The organism is Williamsia sp. z34, assembly GCF_059553395.1.
The window spans coordinates 788,122-812,505 of sequence record NZ_JCANWW010000002.1 but is presented as its reverse complement, the minus strand read 5'-3'; the positions used below and the strand labels follow the sequence as shown (position 1 = coordinate 812,505).

Annotated in this window: 26 protein-coding genes; 15 read left to right on the top strand and 11 right to left on the bottom strand. The window is 63.1% G+C overall.

Translation table 11 applies throughout. The annotated features are described in order from the left end of the window. Positions 1–24: 24 nt before the first annotated feature. The gene (locus tag AC51GT_RS08155; protein WP_496328408.1) at positions 25–1,155 is read right to left on the bottom strand and encodes a substrate-binding domain-containing protein; all 1,131 of its coding nucleotides are present in this window, start codon (positions 1,153–1,155) and stop codon (positions 25–27) included. Positions 1,156–1,266: 111 nt separating this feature from the next. Then, the gene (locus AC51GT_RS08150; RefSeq protein WP_496325767.1) at positions 1,267–2,010 is read right to left on the bottom strand and encodes a maleate cis-trans isomerase family protein; all 744 of its coding nucleotides are present in this window, start codon (positions 2,008–2,010) and stop codon (positions 1,267–1,269) included. 384 nt (positions 2,011–2,394) lie between these two features. Between AC51GT_RS08150 and AC51GT_RS08145 the strand changes: the two genes are divergently transcribed. Continuing rightward, positions 2,395–2,808 carry a GlcG/HbpS family heme-binding protein gene (locus AC51GT_RS08145; protein WP_496325766.1) on the top strand — a complete coding sequence of 138 codons (414 nt, stop codon included), beginning with the start codon at positions 2,395–2,397 and terminating at the stop codon, positions 2,806–2,808. A gap of 57 nt (positions 2,809–2,865) precedes the next feature. Further along, on the top strand, positions 2,866–3,702 hold the full coding sequence (locus AC51GT_RS08140) for a mycofactocin-coupled SDR family oxidoreductase (RefSeq protein ID WP_496325765.1): 837 nt from the start codon (positions 2,866–2,868) through the stop codon (positions 3,700–3,702). A gap of 226 nt (positions 3,703–3,928) precedes the next feature. On the opposite strand, the gene AC51GT_RS08135 is transcribed toward AC51GT_RS08140, so the two are convergent. The 4 genes from AC51GT_RS08135 to AC51GT_RS08120 all read right to left on the bottom strand — a co-directional run bounded on the left by AC51GT_RS08135 (position 3,929) and on the right by AC51GT_RS08120 (position 7,411). Next, entirely contained in the window at positions 3,929–4,354 is a 426-nt protein-coding gene (locus AC51GT_RS08135; RefSeq protein WP_496325764.1) for a cupin domain-containing protein, read from the bottom strand. Between the two features lie 90 nt (positions 4,355–4,444). Then, a complete protein-coding gene (locus AC51GT_RS08130; protein ID WP_496328407.1) occupies positions 4,445–5,230 on the bottom strand; it encodes a 2OG-Fe(II)-dependent halogenase WelO5 family protein in 786 nt (261 codons plus the stop codon). A 137-nt stretch (positions 5,231–5,367) separates the two neighbouring features. After that, a complete protein-coding gene (locus AC51GT_RS08125) occupies positions 5,368–6,600 on the bottom strand; it encodes a CaiB/BaiF CoA transferase family protein (RefSeq protein ID WP_496325762.1) in 1,233 nt (410 codons plus the stop codon). Positions 6,601–6,739: 139 nt separating this feature from the next. Further along, a complete protein-coding gene (locus AC51GT_RS08120) occupies positions 6,740–7,411 on the bottom strand; it encodes a GntR family transcriptional regulator (protein ID WP_496328406.1) in 672 nt (223 codons plus the stop codon). A 165-nt stretch (positions 7,412–7,576) separates the two neighbouring features. Here AC51GT_RS08120 and AC51GT_RS08115 point away from each other — a divergent pair, with 165 nt between their 5' ends. Further along, the gene (locus tag AC51GT_RS08115; protein WP_496328405.1) at positions 7,577–8,500 is read left to right on the top strand and encodes a hydroxymethylglutaryl-CoA lyase; all 924 of its coding nucleotides are present in this window, start codon (positions 7,577–7,579) and stop codon (positions 8,498–8,500) included. 46 nt (positions 8,501–8,546) lie between these two features. Then, complete coding sequence (locus AC51GT_RS08110) at positions 8,547–8,870, top strand: DUF4286 family protein (protein WP_496325759.1); 324 nt, start codon at positions 8,547–8,549, stop codon at positions 8,868–8,870. A gap of 109 nt (positions 8,871–8,979) precedes the next feature. Here the strand turns inward: AC51GT_RS08110 and AC51GT_RS08105 are convergent, their stop codons facing one another. From AC51GT_RS08105 to AC51GT_RS08095, 3 genes are all read right to left on the bottom strand, one after another. Further along, a complete protein-coding gene (locus tag AC51GT_RS08105; RefSeq protein WP_496325758.1) occupies positions 8,980–11,154 on the bottom strand; it encodes a glutamine synthetase III family protein in 2,175 nt (724 codons plus the stop codon). 164 nt (positions 11,155–11,318) lie between these two features. Then, complete coding sequence (locus AC51GT_RS08100; protein ID WP_496328404.1) at positions 11,319–11,858, bottom strand: GNAT family N-acetyltransferase; 540 nt, start codon at positions 11,856–11,858, stop codon at positions 11,319–11,321. 31 nt (positions 11,859–11,889) lie between these two features. After that, entirely contained in the window at positions 11,890–12,327 is a 438-nt protein-coding gene (locus AC51GT_RS08095; RefSeq protein WP_496325756.1) for an NUDIX hydrolase, read from the bottom strand. 82 nt (positions 12,328–12,409) lie between these two features. Between AC51GT_RS08095 and fadD8 the strand changes: the two genes are divergently transcribed. From fadD8 to AC51GT_RS08075, 4 genes are all read left to right on the top strand, one after another. After that, positions 12,410–14,035 carry a fatty-acid--CoA ligase FadD8 gene (gene fadD8, locus AC51GT_RS08090; protein WP_496328403.1) on the top strand — a complete coding sequence of 542 codons (1,626 nt, stop codon included), beginning with the start codon at positions 12,410–12,412 and terminating at the stop codon, positions 14,033–14,035. 77 nt (positions 14,036–14,112) lie between these two features. Then, on the top strand, positions 14,113–14,238 hold the full coding sequence (locus tag AC51GT_RS08085; RefSeq protein WP_496325754.1) for a hypothetical protein: 126 nt from the start codon (positions 14,113–14,115) through the stop codon (positions 14,236–14,238). Between the two features lie 8 nt (positions 14,239–14,246). Beyond that, complete coding sequence (locus tag AC51GT_RS08080; protein ID WP_496325753.1) at positions 14,247–14,660, top strand: helix-turn-helix domain-containing protein; 414 nt, start codon at positions 14,247–14,249, stop codon at positions 14,658–14,660. 83 nt (positions 14,661–14,743) lie between these two features. Continuing rightward, the gene (locus tag AC51GT_RS08075; RefSeq protein WP_496325752.1) at positions 14,744–15,172 is read left to right on the top strand and encodes a VOC family protein; all 429 of its coding nucleotides are present in this window, start codon (positions 14,744–14,746) and stop codon (positions 15,170–15,172) included. 85 nt (positions 15,173–15,257) lie between these two features. On the opposite strand, the gene AC51GT_RS08070 is transcribed toward AC51GT_RS08075, so the two are convergent. Next, entirely contained in the window at positions 15,258–16,457 is a 1,200-nt protein-coding gene (locus AC51GT_RS08070; RefSeq protein ID WP_496328402.1) for an RtcB family protein, read from the bottom strand. 108 nt (positions 16,458–16,565) lie between these two features. Here AC51GT_RS08070 and AC51GT_RS08065 point away from each other — a divergent pair, with 108 nt between their 5' ends. Beyond that, a complete protein-coding gene (locus AC51GT_RS08065) occupies positions 16,566–17,126 on the top strand; it encodes a DUF1990 domain-containing protein (RefSeq protein ID WP_496328401.1) in 561 nt (186 codons plus the stop codon). 47 nt (positions 17,127–17,173) lie between these two features. Here AC51GT_RS08065 and ppk2 read toward each other — a convergent pair whose 3' ends face one another. Continuing rightward, positions 17,174–18,040: a polyphosphate kinase 2 gene (gene ppk2, locus AC51GT_RS08060; protein WP_496328400.1), complete on the bottom strand. Its 867-nt coding sequence runs from the start codon at positions 18,038–18,040 to the stop codon at positions 17,174–17,176. A gap of 140 nt (positions 18,041–18,180) precedes the next feature. Here ppk2 and AC51GT_RS08055 point away from each other — a divergent pair, with 140 nt between their 5' ends. The 6 genes from AC51GT_RS08055 (at position 18,181) to ftsR (ending at position 24,312) form a co-directional block, all read left to right on the top strand. After that, positions 18,181–19,230, top strand: coding sequence for an LLM class flavin-dependent oxidoreductase (locus tag AC51GT_RS08055; protein WP_496328399.1), 1,050 nt, complete (start codon positions 18,181–18,183; stop codon positions 19,228–19,230). A 124-nt stretch (positions 19,231–19,354) separates the two neighbouring features. Next, positions 19,355–21,778, top strand: a complete 2,424-nt coding sequence (gene secA2 / locus AC51GT_RS08050) for an accessory Sec system translocase SecA2 (protein ID WP_496325894.1) — start codon at positions 19,355–19,357, stop codon at positions 21,776–21,778. Between the two features lie 45 nt (positions 21,779–21,823). Beyond that, on the top strand, positions 21,824–22,423 hold the full coding sequence (locus tag AC51GT_RS08045; RefSeq protein WP_496328398.1) for a CDP-alcohol phosphatidyltransferase family protein: 600 nt from the start codon (positions 21,824–21,826) through the stop codon (positions 22,421–22,423). A gap of 51 nt (positions 22,424–22,474) precedes the next feature. Then, complete coding sequence (gcvH, locus tag AC51GT_RS08040; RefSeq protein ID WP_496325746.1) at positions 22,475–22,879, top strand: glycine cleavage system protein GcvH; 405 nt, start codon at positions 22,475–22,477, stop codon at positions 22,877–22,879. A gap of 249 nt (positions 22,880–23,128) precedes the next feature. Further along, positions 23,129–23,587, top strand: coding sequence for a glycogen accumulation regulator GarA (gene garA, locus AC51GT_RS08035; RefSeq protein ID WP_496325745.1), 459 nt, complete (start codon positions 23,129–23,131; stop codon positions 23,585–23,587). Between the two features lie 35 nt (positions 23,588–23,622). Then, positions 23,623–24,312: a transcriptional regulator FtsR gene (ftsR, locus tag AC51GT_RS08030; RefSeq protein ID WP_496325744.1), complete on the top strand. Its 690-nt coding sequence runs from the start codon at positions 23,623–23,625 to the stop codon at positions 24,310–24,312. Positions 24,313–24,384 lie beyond the last annotated feature (72 nt).

Sequence of the window (24,384 nt, the reverse complement as noted above, 5' to 3'; positions counted from 1 at the left end):
ATGTCCATGCCCGCAGGGCGACGGTTACTTCGCCCAGGCCTCGGTGAAGGCGGCCTGGAAATCGGTGTAGTTCGGGTTCACCGCGTCATTCGAGTCACCGGCGTTGGTGCTGTCGATGAGTCGGGTGGGGATCACGATTCCGGACGGCTGCGCGCCGGTGATGGCCCGGATCGCGTCGTCGAGCATCGTCCAGCCGAGCCATGCCTCCGGCGGTGCAGCCACGGTGACGTCCTGGCCCTTGCCCGAGCGGATGGCGTCGAGGCTCGAGGCGATCCCGTCTCGGCCGAGGATCTTTGCGTTCGGGTTCTTCATCGCGACGGTCGGCTCGACGAAGGTGACGCCGGAATCCCATGCGGTGAAGATGTAGTCGGTGTTCGCGTCGCGGGTCATCTCGGTCTGCACTTTCTGGGGCAGATCGGTCGCGGCGTTGGCCAGGTCGATGTCCAGGGCGGTCAGCTTGCAGTCGTCCGGGCAGTACTCGTCGTAGACGCCCTTGGCTCCGTTGGCCATGTTCTCGTAGATCTCGATGGCTGTCGGCTGTGCGAGAACCGTTGTCGCGGTGCAGCCCGAGTCGGCCAACGTCCACGCGGCGAGCGAGGCGCCGTCTGCGGTGTAGTCGGCGCTGATGTTGGAGAACACACCATTTGCCAGCGGTGCACTGGCGTCACCGGAGAGCGCGTTGATCACCGGGATCCCGGCGTTCTTGGCATCGGCGAGCGCGCCGGCCAACAGTGCGGGCTCGACACCGAGCAGAACGATTGCGTCTGCTTTCTGGGCGATTGCCTGCGAGACACCCTCGTTGAACTTGTTGGTCTGACCCTGACCGTCGAAGATCGTGGTCTTGACCCCGGCTGCCGCGGCAGCCTCGTTGAAGCCATTGGTGGCGGCGGTGGTGAACTCGTTGGTCACCACGTTGATCATCCAGATGCTCTTGCCCTTGGCGGCGGCGAGATCCAGGGTCGACTGGGGGACAACCAGCGGTGCAGGCTCTTTGGCCGCGGCCACCAGATCGGTTGTGGCAGTCGTGCACTCGGTGTTGCCGGCTGCCTTGTCCGACGAGCCGCCGTTGCTGCTGTCGTCGGTGGCACTGGTACATCCGGCAAGTAGGGATCCCACAGCGAGCGCTGTGATCATCCACGAAGCGGTCTTCTTCACGAAGTCCTCCTGATTGGTATGGGGGTGGGGGCTGATGCTGGTTCTGCTCGCGGAACTGGCCCGTGGAGCAGAAGATATGGAACGGAGAAGTCGGAGCGCAGGGTGTCCGAATCAGTGCTCGCGGAGCAGAGTTCCGGAACCACGGACCTGATCGGTGATCCCGTTGGTGCGCAGCGCGTGCCACCAGGTGGCGGCGTTGATGGCGATGACCGGCTTGCCGAGCCAACGCTCGGCCTCGTCGGCGAGACCGACCATCGACAGGTTGGTGCCGACCTGCACGATGGCGTCGATGTCAGGGCCGTCGACCTCGAGGATGCTCCGCCGCAGCGTATCTTCCGAGACCCTGGCGATGTCGACCGCGGACGGGCATTGGAGGCCCTTGAGATTGACGACGTCGTATCCGGCTTCGGTGAGGAACAGTCGCACCATGTCATCGGCGATCGGCTGGTAGGGAGTGATGACTCCGAGCCGCCGGGCACCGAACAGGTCGAGCGCACGGCGCACGGCGTCGGCACCGGTGGCCAGTTTCTTGCCGGAGAAGGTCTCGATCTGTTCGGTGAACAGTCGGTTGCCTTCGATTCCGCCCCAGAAGGTTTCGGCCGACATGCCCATCACCAGGTAGTCGGGATCGCAGGTCAGCACACGCTCACACGCGGCATTGATCTCCGCGCGGATCTGATCGAGCAGACCTTCGAAGTCATCGTTGCTTGTCAGCGTCTGATTCCGGATGTGGATCCGTGCGACATGCGGGGTCACTCCCGGCACCGTCATCCGGTAGTAGTCCGGCTCTACGACAGTATTCGTCGAGGGGGCCAGAACCCCGAAAACGTTGCGCCAGCCGAGCACGTCAACCATGAGACTCCTTTGGGGATTGCACACAAAGTGTGGTGTGCCAAAACTGATTCTGTGTACATCGTGAGATGCGGTGTTGCCGCTTGTTAACGAAAGCTACGGTAGTTCTGTGTCGAAACAATAGCGGTAAGCACGCGTGTTTACAGGGAGTTTACGGAAATATTCCGGCGGATCTGGTCTGCTGTACAGTCGTTTGTGCTCCTGAGCTGCGCTAATGATCTAAATAGGGTTGTATACATAACGGTTGACCTTCTACGACCGCGCAGTCATAATTGTGTGCAGTTCGATCACATGAAGCAAAGCGGATCGGTGTACGACACGAGTACTCGAAGTGGATCGCCAGATCCGCCGGAGATCGTCGTCGCCCCGCGAGGAGAAGGAGCAGCCATGGCGATGCAGAGAACGGTCTTGACCTTGGAAGATGCGGACGCCGTCTTGGCGGCGGCTCGGGCCAAGGCCGTCGAGATCACTGTCCCGATGGCTGTGAGCGTCATCGATCATGCCGGTCAGACCATCGCGTTCATCAAGATGGACGGCAGCCCGCTGATGGCCGAACCGATGGCAAAAGGCAAGGCTTACACGGCTGTTGGCATGGGACAGCCGACATCGATGTGGGAGGACGCCGGCGCCGCGAGTCCATCGTTCGCCGGATCGATCACGGCCGTTCCGGGCTTCACGCCCTTCGGTGGTGGACTTCCGCTCCTGGTGGACGGAACGCTCGTTGGGGCCATCGGGGTGAGCGGTGGAACGACCGAAGATGACATCAAGGTGGCGACCGCAGGCGCGGCGGCAATCCAGTGACCAGCACGGCCCCAACATTTTTGACCGAAAAGATCACCAATGAGAACAGGATTGAACATGGGTAAGTTTGACGGACAGGTCGCTTTCATCACCGGTGGTGCGCGCGGACAGGGCCGCTCGCACGCGGTTCACCTCGCCGAACAGGGTGCTGACATCGTCATCACCGATTCGCTCAAGGACAACGCGACCACCCCGTACGCAATGGCCACGCAGGCTGATCTCGATGAGACCGTCCGCCTCATCGAAGGATTGGGGCGCAAGGTCCTGGCGCGACAGATCGATGTGCGAGATCTGGACGGACTCATCGCATTTGCTGATGAGGTTGTCGAGAAGTGGGGCAAGATCGACATCCTGCTCGCCAATGCGGGCATCATGACGGCGGTGCCGATCGCAGAGATGTCGGGAGAGGTCTGGGGCGAGACGGTCGACATCAACCTGACAGGTGTATTCAACTCGTTCCGTGCGGTTCTGCCACACATGGCCAAGGCCGGCTACGGACGCGTTGTCGCCACCTCGTCCGGCGGCGGGCACATCGGATTCAACAACCTCGGTCACTACTGTGCTGCCAAGTGGGGCGTCATCGGTCTGGTGAAGTCTGCTGCGATGGAAATGGCCCAGAGTGGTGTCACGGTCAACGCCGTCACCCCGACGAACGTCAATACCGACATGATCCGTAACGCATCGTGTGAGGCACTGTTCCTTCCGGGTGTCGAGAATCCGACCATCGAGCAGATCGAATCCGCCTACGTCATCAACCCGATGGGCGTGCCGTGGATCGAGCCTGTCGACGTCTCGCGCACCATTGCGTTCCTGGTGTCGCCGGATTCGAAGTACATCACCGGTGAGACCATCGGCCCCCTGGCCGGTTCAGGTGCCACCAATGGTGCTGCGTAACAACATCTGACGCGTAGGCGTCATCACGGCGGGGCCCTTCGGATGCAGGCATTCGAAGGGCCCCGCTCTTTTGTGGCTGCATCAGGTTGGGCCGACTTCGTGGCGACTGCGGTACGAGAGAAGCGCCTGCGGGTATCGGAGAAACACAACAGCGCCCCGGCGGATGCCGGGGCGCTGTTGGCCGCCGAAAACACCTGGGGGGGAGGCGTTCCGGCTGGCCTGTTGGCTATCGCTTGGCGCGCTCTGCGAGCTCGGCGTCGGTGTACCAGGTCTTGCGGGGAGGGGACTTGATCTCGAGTTGGATGGTGTCCTCGAGAGCTTCGCTCATGTGCGGCACTCCGCGTGGGTGCAACCAGGTGTCACCGGCTTCGGCGATGAACTCTTCGCCGCCGATGACCAGTCGAAGCTTGCCGCGTAGGCAGTATCCGATGGACTCGTGATCGTCGTGCTGGTGCATCGGGTCGATCATGCCCTTGCCCTTGAACGCCTCGACGAAGATCATGTCCTGGCCGACCATCAGTGCGCGGACGGTCAATTCACCCTCTTCGACGGTATCCTCGATCAGGCTGACCGGATCCGACGGGATGTCGGAGTTCTTGGTGAACAGGCGTCCGCTGGGCTTGATCATCCGATCTTCGATGTCAATTGCCATGAGGTTTCTCCTTCAATAGTGCTGGGCTGTCGTACTTTTGGCTGTCGTACTTTTGGCTGTGGTTCTTGGTCGGCGAACCGGGCAGGCGGGTCAGGACCACATCAGGAGGTCGTTGCCCTTGGTGCCGAGGAACGATCCGATGGACACCCGACCCTCACCGGCGGTTTCGCCGGCCGAGATCTTGTGGGGGTTGCGGGGGTTGAACAGAACCACCTCGCCGACCTTCGGTGCGAAAGTGAAACTCTGGATCGAGCTGTCGGTTTCGACGTCGCCACTGGGCAATCCGCGGGCGGGATCTTCACCCTCGGCCGGAATCCAGGGACTGTTGTAGACGGTGGTCTCACCGCCTGCCGAGGGGCACTGGGTGTAGAGGTTCCAGGTGATCTGATCCTCGATCTCACCGATGGCCCAGTCCGGCGAGTTGTACGGGGCGTAGTCGGCGTGCAGGTGCACGCCATTGGAGGCGATGCGCACGACGACGGGGCAGTAGTCACCGAATCCGGGCTCGCTGGGCACGCGGATCTCGCCCTGCGGGTGGTATGCGCCGAGCATCGAACGGAAGCGCTCCGGCACATCGACCGACTGCGCGTAGAGCCTTTCCTGGGCGGCAACGGCGGCAGGCACGGCGTCGAAGAATTCGGCTTTGCGGCCACCGTCCTGGCGGTATTCGTACATGACCAGTCCGAGATAGTGGGTCGGTGTGGCCACACTGTACGACTTGAGGTCGGGGGAGGTGTGAACGGCCTCGGAGAACGCCACGCATTCCTCTGCGGTGGCGAAGTCTTCGATACGGATCGCGGGGATCTCGTTGCGTATCAGTGCCGCCAGCGATTCGGCGCTCAATTCGGCCGCAGTATTCTGCTTCCATTCAGGCATGTAAATCGGTCCTCTCTACGATCCCGTGTATGCGGACTTTTCGCGGTGGAATGTCGCAGCAGGGAACTACTTAATTAGTCTTGCATACAAAATCGAGACGTGGTTGCGTCTGTGTTACATCCGGGTGGGAATCGGCCTCAGATGGCGCCTGAACTCCGTAGCTCCGCGATCTCCTGGGGTGTCCGGTTGAGCGCAGAAGTCAGGATTTCGGCCGTGTGCTCGCCGAGTTCCGGGCCGAGCCACCTGATCGAGCCCGGCGTCGACGACAATTTCGGAGCCACGTTCTGCAGCGGGAACTCGCCGAACAGCTTGTGCTGGACCTTCACGATCGCCTCGCGGGCAATGAAGTGCGGATCGGTCATCATGTCCCGGGCCTGATAAATCCGTCCGGCCGGCACGCCCTTTTCTTCGAGCAGCACCAGCAGGCTCTCGGAATCCTGTGTGCGCGTCCACTCGGCGATCAGATCATCGAGTTCGGTCTGCCGGATCCCACGTTCGGTGTGGTTGACGTACCGGGGATCGGATGCGAGTTCGGGGCGACCCATCGCGTCGACGAGTCGTCCGAAGACCGTGTCCTGATTGGCCGCGATCAAGATGCTGCTGTCGTCCGCGGTCGGGTAGACATTGCTGGGCGCGATGTTCGGGAGAATCGATCCCGTGCGCTCGCGCTGGTAACCGGTCAGTTCGTACTCCGGGACAACTGATTCCATCAGGGCGAGCACGGCTTCGTAGATGGCCGAGTCGACCACCTGGCCGCGGCCGGTGCGCTGCACGCCGTGCAGGGCCACCAATGCGCCGATCGTGGCGAAGACCGCCGCGAGCGAATCGCCGATCGAGATGCCGGTCCGGCTGGGCAGACTGTCCGGATCGCCTGTGATGTAACGCAATCCGCCCATGGCCTCGCCGATCGAGCCGTAACCCGCACGTGGTGAGTATGGTCCGGTCTGACCGTAGCCGGTGACGCGCACCATGATCAGCTTGGGATTGACGGCACTGAGTTCTTCGTAGCTCAGGCCCCATCGCTCGAGCGTTCCCGGTCGGAAGTTCTCGATCAAGATGTCCGCCGAGGCGATCAGGTCGCGGGCGATCTGCTGTCCTTCGGGGGTGCGGAGGTTGCACGTCACCGACTTCTTGTTACGTGCGACAACGGGCCACCACAGCGATTGGCCCTGTGAGCTCTCCCGGCCCCACTGGCGCATCGGGTCACCCTTGCCGGGATCTTCGAGCTTGATGACCTCGGCACCGAAATCGGCGAGCAACTGGCCGCAGAACGGGCCGGCCAGTAACTGGCCCATCTCGATGACCCTGAGGTTGGACAGCGGACCTGATTGGTCCGTGCTCTCGTTACCTTCGATGTGTGAGGTGGACATAGCAACTTCCTCTGCGGTTGGAGCCCGATCGGGATCGGGCTGTGCGGTGCGTCGAACAGCATGCAAATGCAACCCCGGTCGCATGTCCCGGGATGTGGATGTGGTGACGATGTAAGTGGTCGTGTTCAGGTGTGGGTGATCAGTTCGGAACGGCGCCAATACCTTTGAAGATCCCGATGCCCGAGGTCTGACCGGTGTCCGGACTGAGCATTCCGGTGCGCGCGTTGTGTAGATGACAGCGCATCACTGACTCGACCCATTCCGAGTTGCCTGCGCGGACGGCGGCGACGATCTCGAAATGGTGAGACAGACTGCGGGAGAGGGCCTCTTCTTCGTAGTGCTGGTAGTTCACGGTGGCGAGGGTGACATGCCGGACGGACGTGAGCGTTGCTGCGAGCTGGCTGCTCTGGGTCTTTTCGGTCAGGATGGCGTGGAACCGGCGGTTCAACTGCGCGATGGCCGCGAAGTCCCGGTCGCCATCGGCATTGCCGAGTTGCTGCATGCGGCCTGCCAGTTCCTCCAGGTCGTGGATCTCCTTCTCTGACAGTCGCCCGACGGCCATGCCGGTGGCGACCGGCTCCAGAAGAAGCCGGAGATCGAAGATCTCGTTCAGGCGCTCGGCAGTCCAGGTCGCAACCCGGGCACCCTTGTTGGGCGACATCACCACCAGGCCCTCGGCGGCAAGGCGGGCCAACGCCTCTCGTATCGGAGTGCGGCTGACGTTGAGCAGGGCTGCCAGTTCCACTTCGCCCAGTCGGTCGCCCGCGTTCCACTGACCCTCGACGATCTTGGCGCGGAGAAGATCAGTCACGCTCTGCGATGTTTGAGACACCGGCTACCTCCTCGATTGCATACATCCTATCCCGGCCACTTGGTCCAGACAACCGAAACGACGCAATTGTGACCCTATTTTGGCGATTTACACCCCGGCAACATCGAACTTGCATACATTCGAAACCTGAGGGAAAGTCTGAGCATGGGAACTGAAAGCTCGCGCGAAACGAAAGAGCCCGAGTCGGTGACAATCGTCGAGGTGTCGCCTCGGGATGGCCTGCAGAACGAGGCAACGCTGTTGCCGACCGAGGCCAAACTCGAACTGATCAACAACCTCCTCGGCGCCGGTCTGCGTCGCATCGAGGCAACCAGTTTCGTACACCCGGGGCGCGTCCCGCAGATGGCCGATGCCGAGGCCGTCGCTGCGGCGCTCCCGCGCGGGGACGTCTCCTGGATCGGATTGGTGTTGAACGAGCGCGGACTCGACCGGGCCATCGCCGCCGGCCTCGACGAGGTCAATATCGTTGTGGTTGCCTCCGATACGTTCAGTACCCGCAACCAGGGCACCACCACCGCGGAGGGTATCGCGCTCTGGTCGCGTCTGGCCAGACGTGCGAAAGGCGCCGGCCTCAAGACGACGGTCACCATTGCTGCTGCCTTCGGTTGTCCGTTCGAGGGCGAGGTCCCGGCCGCGCGGGTCGGTGACATCATCAAGCAGTGCGCCGATGCCCAGCCGGACGAGCTGGCGCTGGCCGACACGATCGGCGTCGGCGTTCCGGCGCAGGTGATCGAACTCGCGGCTCACGCAGCGAGAGAAGCTGCCGATCTACCGCTCCGGTGGCACTTCCACAACACCCGCAACACCGGATACGCCAATGCTCTGGCCGCCCTGCAGGCCGGGGCGTCGGCGCTCGATGCCAGCCTCGGCGGCATCGGTGGATGCCCCTTCGCGCCCGCCGCGACCGGAAACATCGCCACCGAGGATCTTTGGTATCTGCTCGAACGCAGTGGCGTTCGCACCGGCCTCGACATCGACCTGCTCAACTCCGGTGCCATCCGGCTCGGTGAGATGCTGAACAAGACCGTCCCGGGCCAACTGTCCCGAGCCGGCACGTTCCCGGGCTGACGCATTCAACTCACCGCAGCACACCGAGACGATCTGAGGAGACCCCATGGCCAAAGGTATGTATATCGCGTTCACCCACCCGCGCGACGACGAGTCGGACGAGGAGATGAATCGCTGGTACAGCGATCATCATCTTCCCGAGATCCTGTCGCTGGACGGCGTGCAGAGCGCAACACGGTACCGCTCGCGGGAGGACAACCCGACTCACCGCTACCTGGCGGCTTACACCCTCGAGGGCGATGACTTGGACGAGATCGTCGCGCGCATCCATGCCGAAGCCCCGAACCGCACGCCGACCACTTCGACTCGTACGGATCCCGGCTCCGAGTTCCGGCTCTTCGAATTCGTGGAGCATCAGGACAGCAAGTAGCCGACAAAGATCGAGAACCAGGGAAATCACGTGGCCCTGACAACCGAGCCGCCGAACGGAGAACTTGTTCGGTGGCTCGGTTGTGCCCGGTGGCCGACCGGGCCTGCACTCAGAGGATGTAGAGCATCTCCTGGTAAGTCGGGAGCGGCCAGAGATCGTCGGCGACAACACTTTCGATGGTGTCGGCCGCGAGGCGGACGGCGGCCATGGCGGGCAGCAGGGTGTCCCGCGCGTACTTGGCCTCTTCGAGGCTGCCGTCGACGTGAACGCCCAGCGCCGACTTCAGAGCCGCCAGGGCGACGGTCAGCTCCTGCATCGGCTCGGTGACCATGTTCAGCAACGTGATGTCGGGTTCGACACCGGCGGCCTTGAGGGCGGATACGTTGGTGGCGATCTCGGTCTGGTACCGGAGGGCGGCCGGCAGGACCAGCGTCGAACCGATCTCGAGCGTCAACTTGGCCTCGACCGCGATGGTCAGGATGTACTGCTCGAGGCCGATCTCGTAGCGGCTGTGCATCTCCCGATCGTTGAAAACGCCGTACTTCGAGAACAATTCGATCGACGACTCCGAGATCAACTCGGGTAGCGCGTCGACCGTTGTCTTCAGATTCGGCAGCCCCCGCGACTGGGCCTCGATGGGCCAGTTGTCGGAGTAGCCGTCACCGTTGAACACGACTGCGCCGTGCTCGGTGATGATGTCGGTCAGGAGGGTCTGCACCGCGGAATCGAACTCGACCCCCTCGGCGAGGGCGGTCTCGAGCACGGTGGCGCAGTGGTCGAGCGAATCGGCCATGATCGTGTTGAGGACAACCATGGGCTCGCTGACCGTCTGCATGGAACCCGGGGCGCGGAACTCGAAACGGTTGCCGGTGAACGCAAACGAACTCGTCCGGTTCCGGTCGCCGGGATCAGTCGGCAGTACCGGCAAGGTGTCGACGCCGATGAGCATGGTGCCCTTGCCTTTTGACGAGGTTGCCGCGCCTTTGGCGATCTGATCGAAGACGTCGGCCAGTTGCTCGCCGAGGAAGATCGAGACGATGGCCGGGGGCGCCTCGTTGGCACCGAGGCGGTGATCGTTGGTGGCCGAGGCCACCGACACCCGGAGCAAACCGGCGTGCAGATGGACCGCCCGGATGACCGCAGCACAGAAGACGAGGAACTGGGCGTTCTCATGCGGGGTGTCACCGGGTACCAGCAGGCTGCCGAACTTGTCGTTGCCGAAGGAGAAGTTGACGTGCTTGCCCGAGCCGTTGACACCGTCAAATGGCTTCTCGTGGAACAGACATTCCATGCCGTGCTTTTTGGCGACGGTTTTGAATGTCGTCATCAGCAACTGCTGGTGGTCGGCCGCGATGTTGCCGCGTTCGAACATCGGCGCGATCTCGAATTGGCCGGGTGCGACCTCGTTGTGGCGGGTCTTGGCGGGGATACCCAGCTTGAAGAGCTCGCGCTCGGTGTCCATCATGAACCCGAGTACACGTTCGGGGATCGCGCCGAAGTAGTGGTCGTCGAACTCCTGGCCCTTGGGGGGTTTGGTGCCGAACAGAGTGCGTCCGGCATTCAGCAGATCCGGACGCGCCAGGAAGAAGTGACGATCGATCAGGAAGTATTCCTGCTCCGGTCCACAGAAGGCGACGACATTGCCGGGATTGGCGTGCCCGAACAGTTTCAGGACCCGTTCCGCGTGTTTACCCATCGCCTGCTGCGAGCGCAGTATCGGGGTCTTGTGGTCGAGTGCTTCGCCGGTCATCGACACGAACACGGTCGGGATGCACAGCGTGTTGCCGTTCGGATTCTCGAGCACATACGCCGGGCTGGTGACATCCCAGCCGGTGTACCCGCGGGCCTCGAAGGTGTTGCGCAGTCCGCCATTCGGGAAACTGGAGGCATCCGGCTCACCCTGGATCAGGGTTTTGCCCTGGAACTCGGCGAGCGTCGAGCCGTCGCTTGACGGTTCGAGGAAGCTGTCGTGCTTTTCTGCGGTCAGTCCGGTGAGCGGATAGAAGACGTGGGCGTAGTGGGTGGCGCCCTTCTCGAGCGCCCAGTCCTTCATCGCGGAGGCAACGGCGTCGGCGACGGCAGGGTCGAGTTTGCTGCCCTTTTCGATGGTCGAGATCACCGATTTGTAGACGCTCTTCGGCAACCGCTTCATCATGACCGACTTGTTGAACACGTTTGCGCCGAAGATGTCTCCCGGCGCCTCGGTGATATCGAAACTGACGGGAGGAGGCTGGTGCGCCTCGACTGCTGTGATGGCGGCAAGCCGGATGTTGTTTCCGCTCATTCGTTGTCTACCCTTCTCGCGGGTCTCGATGATGCTCAAGCCCTGACCTGGGAACTCTACGAACGGTCGGTAACGGACGCGTTTCGTCGCGGTGACGATGGAAAACAGAGTTGACCGGGTGTTACGGATTGGTTGCCCCGGGAGGAAAGTTGTCCGTTTTGCGGTCAGCGACCGGACGGTCGATCGATGCGGAAGGCATGGTGCTGCCCATCGTCGATCGGGTTGTCGGGGGTGAGGTAACCGGTGGCGACCTGGGTGAAGCCCGCCGAGAGCAGCGTCCGCCACGATGCCGGGTTGTTGACGGCGACCGGGACGATGATCGTGGTGGACTTCTGCTTGTCCACCCAGCAGGTCTCCACCATCCGCCGGACCATCAGCGTGCCGTAGCCGCGGCCGGTCATCTCGGTTTCGCCGATGAAATAGTCGATCGACATGGCGAACTCCGGCACCCGCAACAACGTTTCCAGTTCGGCCCGATCGTCGGGGTAGTCGGCAAAGAAGTATCGCTGGATCAGTCCGATGGGCAGATCGTCGTAGAGAACGATGAAGTCCTCGCAGGGTTCGGTCCCGTCGATGCTCCCGCCGAAATCGCGCTCGACTGCTTCGTCGGAGGTGTCGTGATTCCAGAAGCGCGCGACATGGGGATTGCCCAGCCACTTCTGGATCAGAACGAGATCGTCGCGCTCGGTTCGCCGAAACCGCATGCATTCACTGTCCGCGCCGATCCCGCGGAGGTCAATCTTCGGTGCGGACCGGGTCCCGGGCGATGAGGGCGGGAAAGATGTGGTCGCGCAGCAGGGGTGCGAGCTGCGGCGATGTGTCGGATCGGTCGTGCCAGCGTAGTTCGGCGATCTCACCGGCCGGTTCCGGTTCGCCGGTGAGGTCGGCGCAGAAGATGTGGCCGCAGACCAGGGTGTCGGCTTCGTTTGCTGCCGCGGCGGTGAAGGTCCCGAGCTCGGTCAGGTCCTGTGGCGCGATCTCGATCCCGATCTCTTCGAGCACTTCGCGTACCGCTGCCTCGACCGGGCTTTCACCGGGCTCGAGTTTGCCGCCGGGCAGCATGAAAGAGGTGGTACCGGACTTTCTCACGGTCAGCACCTGTGCCGCGCCGTTGACGAAGCAGACGGCGGAGACGGTCAGGGTGGGTGCGATGCGTTCGGTATCCGTGCTCATGGACAAATCATGCCGGGTGGACTCGCCCGGCACGCAATCGGAACGCTTCCGCAAATCTAGAACACGTTCTAGTGTGTTCTGCATGACTGATTCTGCGGACGCGACCACCGAATTCGATCACCTGCGCGGCGGCACCCACCTCGGCCACCTGATGGTGGCGGCGCTCAAACGACACCACAAGGACCCGGTGCTGTTCCTGGGTGACACCATGCTGACCGGCGGTGAGATGGCCGCGCAGGTCAGTACCTATGCGCAGGCCTTCGAATCGCTCGGTGCCGGCTCCGGTACCGCCGTCGGGCTACTGGCGCTGAACCGGCCGGAGGTCCTGTTCGTCATCGGCGCCGGTCAGACCCAGGGATGGCGCCGGACCGCACTGCACCCGCTGGGCTCGCTCGATGATCATGCGTACGTTCTCGGCGACGCACAGATCGCGACGTTGGTCATCGACCCGGTTCCGATGTTCGTCGAACGCGCGGTGGCCTTGCTGCAACGGGTCGACAGCCTCAAGCAGGTCCTGACGCTCGGACCGGTGCCCGCCGAACTCGCCGACGTCGCACGAGACGTGACCGCCGAGGCCAAGCGGTTCGACCCACGTCCGCTGGTCGCCGCCGACCTGGCGCCGGACCACATCGTCTCGATCACCTATACCGGCGGTACCACCGGAAAACCGAAGGGCGTCATCGGAACTGCCTCGGCCATGGCGGCGATGACCCAGATCCAGCTGGCCGAATGGGAGTGGCCCGAGCATCCGCGTTTTCTCATGTGCACCCCGCTCTCGCATGCGGGCGCGGCATTCTTCGTGCCGACCCTGATGAAGGGTGGCTCGATGGTGGTGCTGGCCAAGTTCGATCCGGCAGAGGTGCTCCGGACGATCGAGGAACAGAAGATCACGGCGACCATGCTGGTCCCGTCGATGCTGTATGCCCTGCTGGATCATCCGGACTCGCACACCCGCGATCTGTCGTCCTTGCAAACCGTGTACTACGGCGCCTCGGCGATCAATCCGGTGCGGCTGGCCGAGGCCATCGAGCGGTTCGGTCCGATCTTTGCCCAGTACTACGGGCAGTCCGAGGCACCGATGGTGATCAGTTATCTGCCCAAGGACGCTCACGACGAGAAGCGGCTGTCGAGTTGTGGCCGGCCCTCGGCGTTCCTGCGGACCGCTCTGCTCGGCGACGACGGCAAGCCGGTTCCGATGGGGGAGCCGGGCGAGATCTGCGTCGCCGGTCCACTCCTCGCCGGTGGCTACTGGGGACTCCCGGAGGCGACGGCGGAAGCCTTCCGCGACGGATGGCTCCGCACCGGTGATGTGGCCCGTGAGGATGAGGACGGATTTTGGTTCATCGTCGATCGCACCAAGGACATGATCGTCACCGGCGGCTTCAACGTCTTCCCTCGGGAAGTCGAAGACGTTGTGGCCGAACATCCTTCGGTGGCGCAGGTGGGCGTCATCGGGGTGCCCGACGAGAAGTGGGGCGAGGCGGTGACGGCGATCGTCGTGCTACGCAGCGATGCCCTGACCGACAGCGTCTCGATCGAGGCGATGATCTCGGAGATCCAGGATGCGGTGAAGGATCGGAAGGGTGCGGTGCAGTCGCCGAAACGGGTGATCGTCGCCGAATCCCTGCCACTGACCGCTCTGGGCAAACCGGACAAAAAGGCGCTGCGCAAACAGTATTGGAGTGAGAGCGACAGGGCGGTCGGCTGAGCGTTGTCACCGTCGGCGTGCAGTGGCGCAAGCCCTTCTCGACATCGGCAAGTTCTTCACCCGTTGGGACGAGACCGATGCCAAACAACGAAGCCGATCACAGTTACACCCTGGGTCTGACGTTGCTGGTGATCGTCGCCGGACTCGCCGCGGTCTTCACAGTGTTCGGTATCCGTGGCCGGAGCGCCGAAAAACCGCCATAGTGGTGGTCATGGCGAGTGTCTCCACCACCCGGCATCTGTTGCGGGCCAAAGACCTGATCGACTCCGAATACGCGACCGCGCTGACAGTCGAGGAGATGGCAGCCGCGGCACGGTTGTCGCGCGCCCACTTCACCCGGTCGTTCGTCAAGGCGTTCGGGCAGTCGCCGCACACCTATCTGCAGACCCGCCGGCTCGAGCGGGCGGCGGCACTGCTGCGCAACACCGACTATTCGGTTGCCGATATCTGTGTGGCAGTGGGACTTCGGAGTGTCGGCTCATTCACCACGAGCTTCAAGAGGACCTATGGTGAAAGCCCCGCGCGCTATCGTGCCAGTCGTCCACCTGCAGCGCAGCGGATCATGGTCCCGACCTGTGTCATACGCACCTTCGGCCGGCCCCGCCCGGACAGTCGCATCCGATAGAGCACATGGGGAGAAGACCGGGACCGTTGTGCGGGGTTACGTTCGACGCACTGAGTCGAACAATCCGATAACGGGAGGTCACGATGTTGAAAATCGCCAGTGCGCAGGTATGGGTCCACGATCAGGACGAGGCCCTCAAGTTCTACACCGACAAACTCGGGATGGAGGTCCAGTCAGACGTGTCCCTGCCCGAGATGGACGGGTTCCGGTGGTTGACGGTATCGCCGCCGGGACAAGATGACGTCAGCATCGTGTTGATGGATGTCCCCGGTCCGCCGATGCTCACCGAATCGGCCCGGGCCGAAGTCCTGGAACTGGTCTCCAAAGGGCTGGCCACTGCCGTATTCCTGACCACGGAAGACTGCCAGGCCGAATACGAGCGGCTCGCCGCGCGAGGTGTCGAGTTCACCGATCTGCCGGAGCAGCGCCCCTACGGCATCGACGCCGGGTTCCGAGATCCCTCGGGCAACAGTTTCCGGTTGACCCAGATGATCGACATCGCCGCACCCTGAAGCCCGACCACGTTGTGGGGCACCCGTTCATCGGTGCCCCACAACGCATTTTCGATGCCGGCGTCCGGCAGAACGGTCGCCCGGGTCAGCCCTTGACGCAGACCACCTGCTTGAGGTGTGCCACCACCTCGACCAGGTCGCTCTGCGCGGCGATCACCGAATCGATGTCCTTGTAGGCGGCCGGTATCTCATCGACCACGCCGGCATCCTTCCTCGACTCGACTCCTTCGGTCTGTGCCACCAGATCCGCGGCGGTGAACATCTTGCGCGCCTTGGACCGGCTCATCCTCCGCCCCGCGCCATGTGATGCGGAAAAGAACGAGGCCTCCGACCCGAGTCCGCGCACCACGTACGAACCCGTCCCCATCGATCCGGGGATCAGTCCCACGTCGCCGGACCCGGCCCGGATGGCACCCTTTCGGGTCACCAACAGTTCGACCCCGTCGATCATCTCGGTTGCCACGTAATTGTGGTGGCACGAGATCGGCTCCTCGAACTGCACCGGCCGTGTCGGAAGTGAACCTCGCACAGCAGAACACACCAGTTCCAGTATCACGCGACGGTTCCTGGACGCGTATTCCTGGGCCCAGGTCAGGTCGTGACGGTATGCGTCCATCTCCGGTGTCCCGGCGAGGAAGACCGCAAGATCGCGGTCGGGAAGGTCGGCGTTGTGCGGCAGGCCGGCGGCTACCTCCATGTGGTGATCGGCGAGCGATTTCCCGATGTTCCGGGAACCGGAATGAAGCATCACCCACACCGATGAGTCGCCCTCGGCGACACAGATCTCGATGAAGTGGTTGCCACCGCCGAGCGTTCCGAGCTGCTTGTGGGCCCGGGTGTCCAGGTTCTGTACGGCCCGATCGAGGTCCCCGAACCCGGACCAGAAGTCACCCCAGCCGCCACCGACGTCCATCTCCCGCAGGTTCACCGGCCGCTTGTGGGCACCGAAACCCACCGGCACCTTCGCCTCGATCGCCGAACGCAGTGCGGACAGGTCGTCGGGAAGGTCGGAGGCAACCAGATCCGTTCGGACGGCGGCCATTCCGCAACCGATGTCGACGCCGACCGCGGCCGGGCAGACCGCCTCGCGCATCGCGATCACCGAACCGACCGTTGCGCCCTTGCCGACGTGGACGTCGGGCATCACCCGGACACCATGCACCCACGGGAGAGCCGACACCCGGCGTAGTTGCTCGCGGGCCTGCACCTCGACGGACGCTTCGTCGACCCACAGAAGGGTTGATGCGACTGCGCCGGAAAGCGGGACAGGGTAGCGGGTGTTCATGATGTTTCCTTGATTGCGGTGTCGGCCACCGGTTGACGGCCTCGGCAACCGTAGACATGCGTCGTGGGTATCGTCCATCGATTATGTCGGCGTCGGTAGCCTCAGGGGATGACCGGTCGAAGCGTCAGACCGCTGAAGTCGCACATCGCCACCCGGTTGCGGGGCGTGGCGTACAGCTATCCGGAGATCGGTGCCACCCGGCAGGTGTGCCCGGACGGATATCAGCACCTGCACCGGGAAGTCGTCGTCGGATCCGGGCGGCCACGTTTCGACGAGATCGCGGATGCGATCGCCACCTGGCAGGTCCAGCTCGGTGCCGGGCTGCGTGTCTGCGCGTCGGAGAGGACCGTCGAGGCAGGCACGGTCGCCCGGCTGGCGATCGGTGTGGGACCGCTGCGCCTCAACGCACCGGTCAGAGTCGTGTACGTGATCGACGAACCCGATCGTCGCGGATTCGCCTACGGAACACTTGTGGGACACCCCGAGTCCGGGGAAGAAAAGTTCTGTGTCGAGTTGCGGGACAACAACTCTGTCGTGTTTGCGGTCACGGCGTTCTCGCGTCCACAAACCCGGCCCGCTCGGCTCGCGGGTCCGTTCGGCAGGTATGGACAGGGATTGATCACCGCCAGGTATCTCGCGGCGATGCGGACGTGGGGAAGTCGCGGGTGAGGACGTCCTGGCGGTGAAGGGTCAGGAAACCCCGGATCCGCCGTCCCTCAGTTCTCTTTGTCGCCCATCAGTTCTGTCACGTGGTTGGGGACATACGTGCTGATCTCCCGGGAGGGGCGTTGATAGGTCCCGGTGTCGATGGGATGTTCTGGCAGTTCGACTTTCGGTCGGACGACATCGTGGTATTCGATCGTCGACAACAGGTGCGACATCATGTTGATCCGGGCATGCTTCTTGATGTCGGACTCGACGATGTACCAGGGACTGTTGGGGGTGTCCGTATGCACCATCATCTCGTCTTTCGCGCGGGAATAGTCTTCCCAGCGATAGACCGATTCGAGGTCCATCGGGCTCAGCTTCCACTGGCGCACCGGGTCGTCGAGACGTGACCGGAAGCGACGCAGCTGTTCGGCGTCGGACACCGAGAACCAGTACTTCCGCAGGATGATCCCGTCGTCGAGGAGCATCTGCTCGAATATCGGGGTCTGCCGCAGGAACAGCGAATGCTCTTGCGGGGTACAGAATCCCATGACCTTCTCCACGCCCGCCCGGTTGTACCAGGAGCGATCGAAGATAGTGATCTCACCGGGCGCCGGGAGATGCGCGATATAGCGTTGGTAGTACCACTGGCCGCGTTCCCGGTCGGTGGGTGCGGGCAGCGCGGCCACCCGGACAACACGTGGGGAGAGGTATTCGGTGATCCGTTTGATCGTGCCGCCCTTGCCTGCGGCATCGCGTCCCTCGAAGACGACGACCACGCGGGCCCCGGTCTCCTTGGTCCACTCCTGGAGTTTGACGAACTCGGTCTGAAGCCGGAACATCTCGGCCTCATAGATGTTGTTCGGGATCTTCTTCGGCTTGGAGCGCTTGCTCGTCTTCTTACCGCTCTTGCTGTCGGATCCGGTCTTTCCCATTGGAGGAGCCTACGTCGTCACCGCCTTGTGCGTAGGTGATGCGCGCCGATACCCGAGTAGTTTGAGCATCAGAAAGACGCATCTTCCGAGGTTCGGAGGTTATCGCGCGGTGAGCATCTGTGAGGAGAACGGCAGTGGCGATGAGCACGTCGGAAGCGGGTTCCCCCATTGAATTGGGACTCGATACGTTTGGTGACCGCACGGCGGGACCCGACGGGGAACTGGTGCCGTACGACCAGGTGATCCGCGAGGTCGTGGCCGAGGGCGTCCTCGCCGATCAGTTGGGACTCGATTTCTTCGGGGTGGGGGAGCACCATCGCGCCGATTTTGCGGTGTCGGCCCCGGAGGTGGTGCTGGCCGCGATTGCCGCGCAGACATCGCGAATCGCCCTGGGAACCGCGGTCACCGTACTGAGCTCGGACGACCCGATCCGGGTCTACCAGCGTTTCGCCACACTTGACGCGATCTCTCGCGGCCGTGCCGAAGTGATCTTGGGCCGCGGTTCGTTCACCGAATCATTCCCGTTGTTCGGCTTTGATCTGAGCCAGTACGAGGAGCTGTTCTCCGAGAAGCTCGACCTCTTTGCGGCCTTGCGGCAGGAGGGCCCGATCGTATGGTCCGGACAGACACGTGCACCTCTGAACGGTGAGGAGGTCTACCCCAAGACCGCGGCCGGCGGTGTGCGCACCTGGATCGGTGTCGGCGGGTCGCCGGAGTCGGTCGTCCGGGCCGCTCGCTACGGAATCCCGTTGGTACTGGCCATCATCGGCGGCGAACCACTTCGTTTCAGGCCTTTTGTCGATCTCTATCATCGCGCATTGCAGGAGTTCGACAGGCCGGAACTTCCAGTGGCGATGCACTCGCCGGGCCACCTCGCCGACACCGATGAGGCGGCTCGAGAAGAACTCTGGCCGCACTACCGTGATCAGATGACCCGGATCGGACGGGAACGCGGCTGGCCGCCGCCCACCCGCGCCCAGTTCGAGCAGTCGGCCGGGCCGGAAGGATCAGTGTACGTGGGATCGCCCGAGACGGTGGCGGCCAAGATCATTCGCAATGTGAACGCGCTGGGCATCACTCGTTTCGACCTCAAATACAGCAACGGGACACTGTCACATGAGGTCAAGATGCGCAGCATCGAACTCTATGGCACCAAGGTCGCCCCGATCGTCCGGGACGCACTGGCCTGACCAGCGGGGAAGAGGAAGAAGCCAGGACCTTCGGCGGGGCCCGCCGCGTACGGTTACTGCGATGGTGCTTCCGCGTACGGTGGAGCACGGCAGTTTTGTCAGATGGACTAAGGAGTACGGCTCGGTGGGAAAGCTCACGAACAACATGTGGCGGCTGCTGGGGGCGCAATCCTCGCGCAATCAGTCGAAGTCCCTGACACTGATCAAGAAGGCAGACTCCTACGATTCATGGGCTGCCGATCTCGACGACAAGGATTTCGCCGCCGCTGCGGAGAAGCTCGACATCACCGATCCCGAAGGCGAAGACCGGGCCCGTTTCCTGGCGCTGGCCCGTGAGGCAGGCGATCGTACGCTCGATATGCGCCCCTTCGACGTCCAGCTCCAGGGCGCCCTGCGTCTACTCGAGGGCGACGTCATCGAGATGGCCACCGGCGAGGGCAAGACGCTGGCCGGTGCCATCGCGGCGATCGGGTTCGTACTGCAGGGTCATCGGGTGCACGTCATCTCCGTCAACGACTACCTCGCGACCCGCGACGCCGCGTGGATGAAGCCGCTGTTCGATCTCTTCGACATCGTCTCGGCGTCGGTGTCCGAGAACTCCACCCGCGATGAGCGCAAGGCGGCCTACGACTCCGACATCGTCTACGGATCGGTCAATGAGATCGGGTTCGACGTGCTGCGCGACCAACTCGTCACCCGGCCCGGCGATCTCGTCTCACCGAAGCCCGACGTCGCCATCATCGACGAGGCCGATTCGGTGCTTGTCGACGAAGCGCTCGTGCCCCTGATCCTGGCCGGTTCGGCCATCGGTGAAGTGCCGGACAAGCCGATCCACGACGCCGTCACCAAGCTGAAGAAGAACCACTACGAGATCGACGCCGAAGGGCGCAACGTCTACCTGACCGACGAGGGTGCCGCCTTCATCGAGAACGAGCTCGGCGGGATCAACCTGTACGACGAAGAGCACGTCGGTACCACCCTCGTGCACGTCAACGTCGCGATGCACGCCCACCTCCTCGTCGAGCGCGATGTCCACTACATCGTGCGCGACGGCGGCGTCCACCTGATCAACGCCTCCCGCGGACGGGTGGCGCAACTCCAGCGCTGGCCCGACGGCTTGCAGGCTGCGGTTGAGCTGAAAGAGGGCCTCGCGCAGACGGATTCGGGTGAGGTCATCGACACCATCACGGTGCAGGCATTGATCGGCCGCTACCCGAAGGTCTGCGGGATGACCGGCACCGCGGTGGCGGCCGGTGAACAGTTGCGGCAGTTCTATCAGCTCGCTGTCTCGCAGATCCCCCCGAACACCAAGAACATCCGCGTCGACGAGATCGACCGCGTCTACGACAACAAGTCGAACAAGGCCGACGCCGTCGTCGAGTTCGTCAAACAGATCCACGAGACCGGACAGCCCGTTCTGATCGGGACCCACGACGTCGCCGAATCCGAAGAACTGGCCCACCTCCTCGGCCGGGCGGGCGTGCAGTCGGTTGTTCTGAATGCGAAGAACGACGCGGAGGAAGCCAAGATCATCGCCGAGGCGGGCGCCAAGGGTGCTGTGACCGTGTCCACCCAGATGGCCGGACGCGGTACCGACATCAAGCTGGGTGGCTCCGCCGGGCAGAAAGACGCCGGTGAGTCGAGCCCCGAGCGCGACGAGGTCGTCGAACTCGGTGGACTGTGCGTGGTCGGGACGGGTCGGCACGACACCGAGCGGCTCGACAACCAACTCCGTGGGCGCGCGGGACGACAGGGCGACCCGGGTCGGTCGGTGTTCTTCTCGAGCGTCGAAGACCCGCTGGTCACCCGGAACCTGACGCTCAAGCGTGATCCGGTCAGCTCATCCGAGGACGGCTCGCTCGGGTCGAAGGGCGTCGACATCATCGAGCAGGCCCAGCGGATCGCCGAAGGCGTGATGCTCGAACTGCACGCCAACACCTGGCGTTACAACCAGTTGGTGAACCAGCAGCGTGAGATCATCGTCAAACGCCGCACCACACTTCTGACCACCGACGCCGCGCTGCAGGAGTTCAAGGAGACCGAGCCGGAACGCTACGCCGAACTGACCGGCGAGTCCGTCGAGAGCGACAAGGCCGAAACGAGCAAGGCCGAAACGAGCAAGGCCGAGAAGAGCACGGCCGATGAGACGGCGAAGGCCGATGAGACTGCTGCCGAGCCCGTCCCGCACGACGTTCTCGAGCAGGCGGCCCGCGAGATCATGCTGTTCCATCTGGACCGGGCCTGGGCAGATCATCTGGCCTATGTCTCCGATGTGCGCGCCAGCATCCACCTGCGTTCCATCGGTCGCGAATCGCCCCTCGACGAGTTCCACAAACTGATCCTCGCAGAGTTCGGCAAGTTGCCGCGTGAAGCCGTCGAGAATGCGCGCAAGACGTTCCGTGAGGCGGTCATCACCAAGGACGGCATCGATCTGGATCAGGCCGATCTACGACGTTCGACCACCACCTGGACCTACATGGTCCACGACAGTCCGTTCGCGTCCGGCGGTGCAAAGGCACTGCAGGGCATCGTCGGAATCTTTCGGTAGCGCGCGCCACCGGGCCGCGAAGCCGGGTATGACAGGCTGTTCGACATGGAAGAGACCGATCCGGATCCGGTCGTAGAGTCGGATCGGGTGTTCACGGTGCCCAATCTGCTCAGTGGGTTGCGGCTGATACTCATACCGGTTTTCTTATGGGTACTGCTCGTCGAAGAGGCCGACGGCTGGGCGTTCGCGATCCTGTTCTTCGCGGGTCTGTCGGATTGGGCGGATGGCAAGATCGCCCGGCTGATGAACCAGTCGTCGCGCCTGGGCGCATTGCTCGACCCGGCCGCGGATCGTCTGTACATGGTCGCGATACCCATCGGACTCGCGATTCGCGGCCTGATCCCGTGGTGGCTGGTCGCGATCCTGTTCGGCCGTGACCTGTTGTTGCTGGCGACGGCGCCGCTGCTGCGGAGCCGCGGGATCACCGCGCTACCGACGATCTACATCGGCAAGGCGGCGACGTTCGCATTGATGTACGGATTTCCGATGATCCTTGCCGGGCAATTGGATTCGATCATCGGCGACATTGTCTATCCCTGCGGTTGGGCGTTCCTGATCTGGGGTACCGGGATGTATGTGTGGTCGTTTGTCCTGTACTGGGTGCAGGCCGTGCTGGTTGTTCGGGCACTGCCCCCGGTGCGCTAGATTCTCCCAACAGACGTTGTTCGATGTGTAGAGGCGAAAGGCAGCACACACGTGACCCAGAAGCAGGCTCCTGACGATCTGCACTACACCGCAGAGCACGAATGGGTGCAGAAGGTGTCCGACCGTACGGTTCGGATCGGGATCACCGACTATGCACAAGATCAGTTGGGTGACGTCGTATTCGTCCAGTTGCCGGCGATCGATGACGTCGTCGAGGTCGGGGAATCGTTTGCCGAGGTCGAGTCGACCAAGAGTGTCTCCGACATCTTCGGGCCCCTCAATGGTGTGATCTCGGCGGTCAACGACGACCTGGAAGCCAGTCCGGACCTCGTCAACTCCGCGCCTTACGAGCGCGGCTGGTTGGTCGAGATCACCGTCGGTCCCGACGAGGACCTGGATGAACTGGTCGGTGACATGCTCGACGCCGCCGGTTACGTGGCGATCACGTCCGGATAGCCGGCTCGAGGCGAGTTCGTGTGAAGACGAAGCAAAGTGGGGCTCGATGAGGCGCGCACAGTATGCAGCGGGTTTATGCATGTGTGGCCCGTGGCAGGGTACGGTCTAAGTCACGGGTAATGCCCCAATCCACTCGATGAGACCGGATTCGGCGGGTGAGAAGTCGCACCCCCGAACGCCGCCGCAATCAACGTGGAAAAACAAGGTCCGAATCCGGGCCGCGGGGACAATTACGAAGAAGGAGAATTGGTGAGCGACAACGAGAAGGACATCGAAGCTCCGGTAGAGACCACATCGGTCTTCCGGGCCGATTTCATCAAAGAGATGGAATCGACCGGTGGTTCTGCAACCACATCGGCGGACACCGGTGTGGAACGGCTGTCTGCGGGCACCGCGCTGCTCGTGGTCAAACGTGGCCCCAACGCCGGCTCTCGTTTTCTGCTCGACCAGGCGACCACGTCGGCCGGTCGGCACCCCGATAGCGACATCTTCCTCGATGACGTCACCGTGAGCCGTCGACATGCCGAGTTCCGTTTGGGCGACAACGAATTCCAGGTGGTCGACGTCGGCAGCCTGAACGGCACGTACGTCAACCGTGAGCCGGTGGATTCGGCCGTGCTGGCCAACGGTGACGAAGTTCAGATCGGCAAGTTCCGCCTGGTGTTCCTGACCGGTTCCAGCAGTGACGAAGGTTCCGCGGACGCGTGACCTCACCGGCGGCGGGGCAGCATTCCGAAGGATCGATGTCGATTGGCTCGGTCCTGGATCAGCTGCGCGGAGAATTCCCCGACGTGACGATTTCAAAGATCAGATTCCTCGAATCCGAAGGTCTGGTCACACCTGAGCGGTCGCCGTCCGGTTACCGCCGGTTCAGCCGAGCCGACTGTGAACGGCTCCGGTTCGTCCTGACCGCTCAGCGTGATCGTTACCTGCCGCTCAAAGTCATCAAAGAACAGCTCGACGAGATCGACCGCGGTACCCGCCCGGAAGCCCCGGCGGGTACCCGGTTGTTGTCGTCGGCGAAGAACTGGGTGGCTCCGGCCACCGATTTCTCGCAGAACGGCGGCGGTCGGCTGAGCCGTGATTCGCTGCTCGAACGTACCGGCGTCGATTCGGCGTTCGTGACAGAACTCGTCGACAACGGGTTGCTGGTACCCGGGCCGCGAGGGTTTTTCGACGAAGACGCGGTGCGCCTGGTGACAGCTGCATCCGCGCTCGCGAACTTCGGAGTCCAGGCGCGGCATCTGCGCGCTTTCAAGGTTTCGGCCGAGCGCGAGGCCGGGCTGGTCGCGCAGATCGCCAATCCGATTGCCAAGGGCAAAGGGACCGGCGCCCGGGATCGCGCCGAGGAGATGGTGCGCGAAATCGCGGCACTGTCGGTCACGCTGCACACCCAGCTCGTCAAGCAAGCGGTACGAGAAGTTCTCGATTAAAGACCCGATCGAACGACCGGTCCGGAGGTTCTCGGTCGTCGCGCGGGCATCCTTGCCATAGGATTAGGGCGG

Coding starts and splice junctions, on each gene's coding strand:
- AC51GT_RS08150 (WP_496325767.1), bottom strand. CDS start 2,010: ATGGTTGACGTGCTCGGCTGGCGCAACGTTTTCGGGGTTCTGGCCCCC.
- AC51GT_RS08145 (WP_496325766.1), top strand. CDS start 2,395: ATGGCGATGCAGAGAACGGTCTTGACCTTGGAAGATGCGGACGCCGTC.
- AC51GT_RS08140 (WP_496325765.1), top strand. CDS start 2,866: ATGGGTAAGTTTGACGGACAGGTCGCTTTCATCACCGGTGGTGCGCGC.
- AC51GT_RS08135 (WP_496325764.1), bottom strand. CDS start 4,354: ATGGCAATTGACATCGAAGATCGGATGATCAAGCCCAGCGGACGCCTG.
- AC51GT_RS08130 (WP_496328407.1), bottom strand. CDS start 5,230: ATGCCTGAATGGAAGCAGAATACTGCGGCCGAATTGAGCGCCGAATCG.
- AC51GT_RS08125 (WP_496325762.1), bottom strand. CDS start 6,600: ATGTCCACCTCACACATCGAAGGTAACGAGAGCACGGACCAATCAGGT.
- AC51GT_RS08115 (WP_496328405.1), top strand. CDS start 7,577: ATGGGAACTGAAAGCTCGCGCGAAACGAAAGAGCCCGAGTCGGTGACA.
- AC51GT_RS08110 (WP_496325759.1), top strand. CDS start 8,547: ATGGCCAAAGGTATGTATATCGCGTTCACCCACCCGCGCGACGACGAG.
- AC51GT_RS08105 (WP_496325758.1), bottom strand. CDS start 11,154: ATGAGCGGAAACAACATCCGGCTTGCCGCCATCACAGCAGTCGAGGCG.
- AC51GT_RS08100 (WP_496328404.1), bottom strand. CDS start 11,858: ATGCGGTTTCGGCGAACCGAGCGCGACGATCTCGTTCTGATCCAGAAG.
- AC51GT_RS08095 (WP_496325756.1), bottom strand. CDS start 12,327: ATGAGCACGGATACCGAACGCATCGCACCCACCCTGACCGTCTCCGCC.
- fadD8 (WP_496328403.1), top strand. CDS start 12,410: ATGACTGATTCTGCGGACGCGACCACCGAATTCGATCACCTGCGCGGC.
- AC51GT_RS08085 (WP_496325754.1), top strand. CDS start 14,113: ATGCCAAACAACGAAGCCGATCACAGTTACACCCTGGGTCTGACGTTG.
- AC51GT_RS08080 (WP_496325753.1), top strand. CDS start 14,247: ATGGCGAGTGTCTCCACCACCCGGCATCTGTTGCGGGCCAAAGACCTG.
- AC51GT_RS08075 (WP_496325752.1), top strand. CDS start 14,744: ATGTTGAAAATCGCCAGTGCGCAGGTATGGGTCCACGATCAGGACGAG.
- AC51GT_RS08070 (WP_496328402.1), bottom strand. CDS start 16,457: ATGAACACCCGCTACCCTGTCCCGCTTTCCGGCGCAGTCGCATCAACC.
- AC51GT_RS08065 (WP_496328401.1), top strand. CDS start 16,566: ATGACCGGTCGAAGCGTCAGACCGCTGAAGTCGCACATCGCCACCCGG.
- ppk2 (WP_496328400.1), bottom strand. CDS start 18,040: ATGGGAAAGACCGGATCCGACAGCAAGAGCGGTAAGAAGACGAGCAAG.
- AC51GT_RS08055 (WP_496328399.1), top strand. CDS start 18,181: ATGAGCACGTCGGAAGCGGGTTCCCCCATTGAATTGGGACTCGATACG.
- AC51GT_RS08045 (WP_496328398.1), top strand. CDS start 21,824: ATGGAAGAGACCGATCCGGATCCGGTCGTAGAGTCGGATCGGGTGTTC.
- ftsR (WP_496325744.1), top strand. CDS start 23,623: ATGTCGATTGGCTCGGTCCTGGATCAGCTGCGCGGAGAATTCCCCGAC.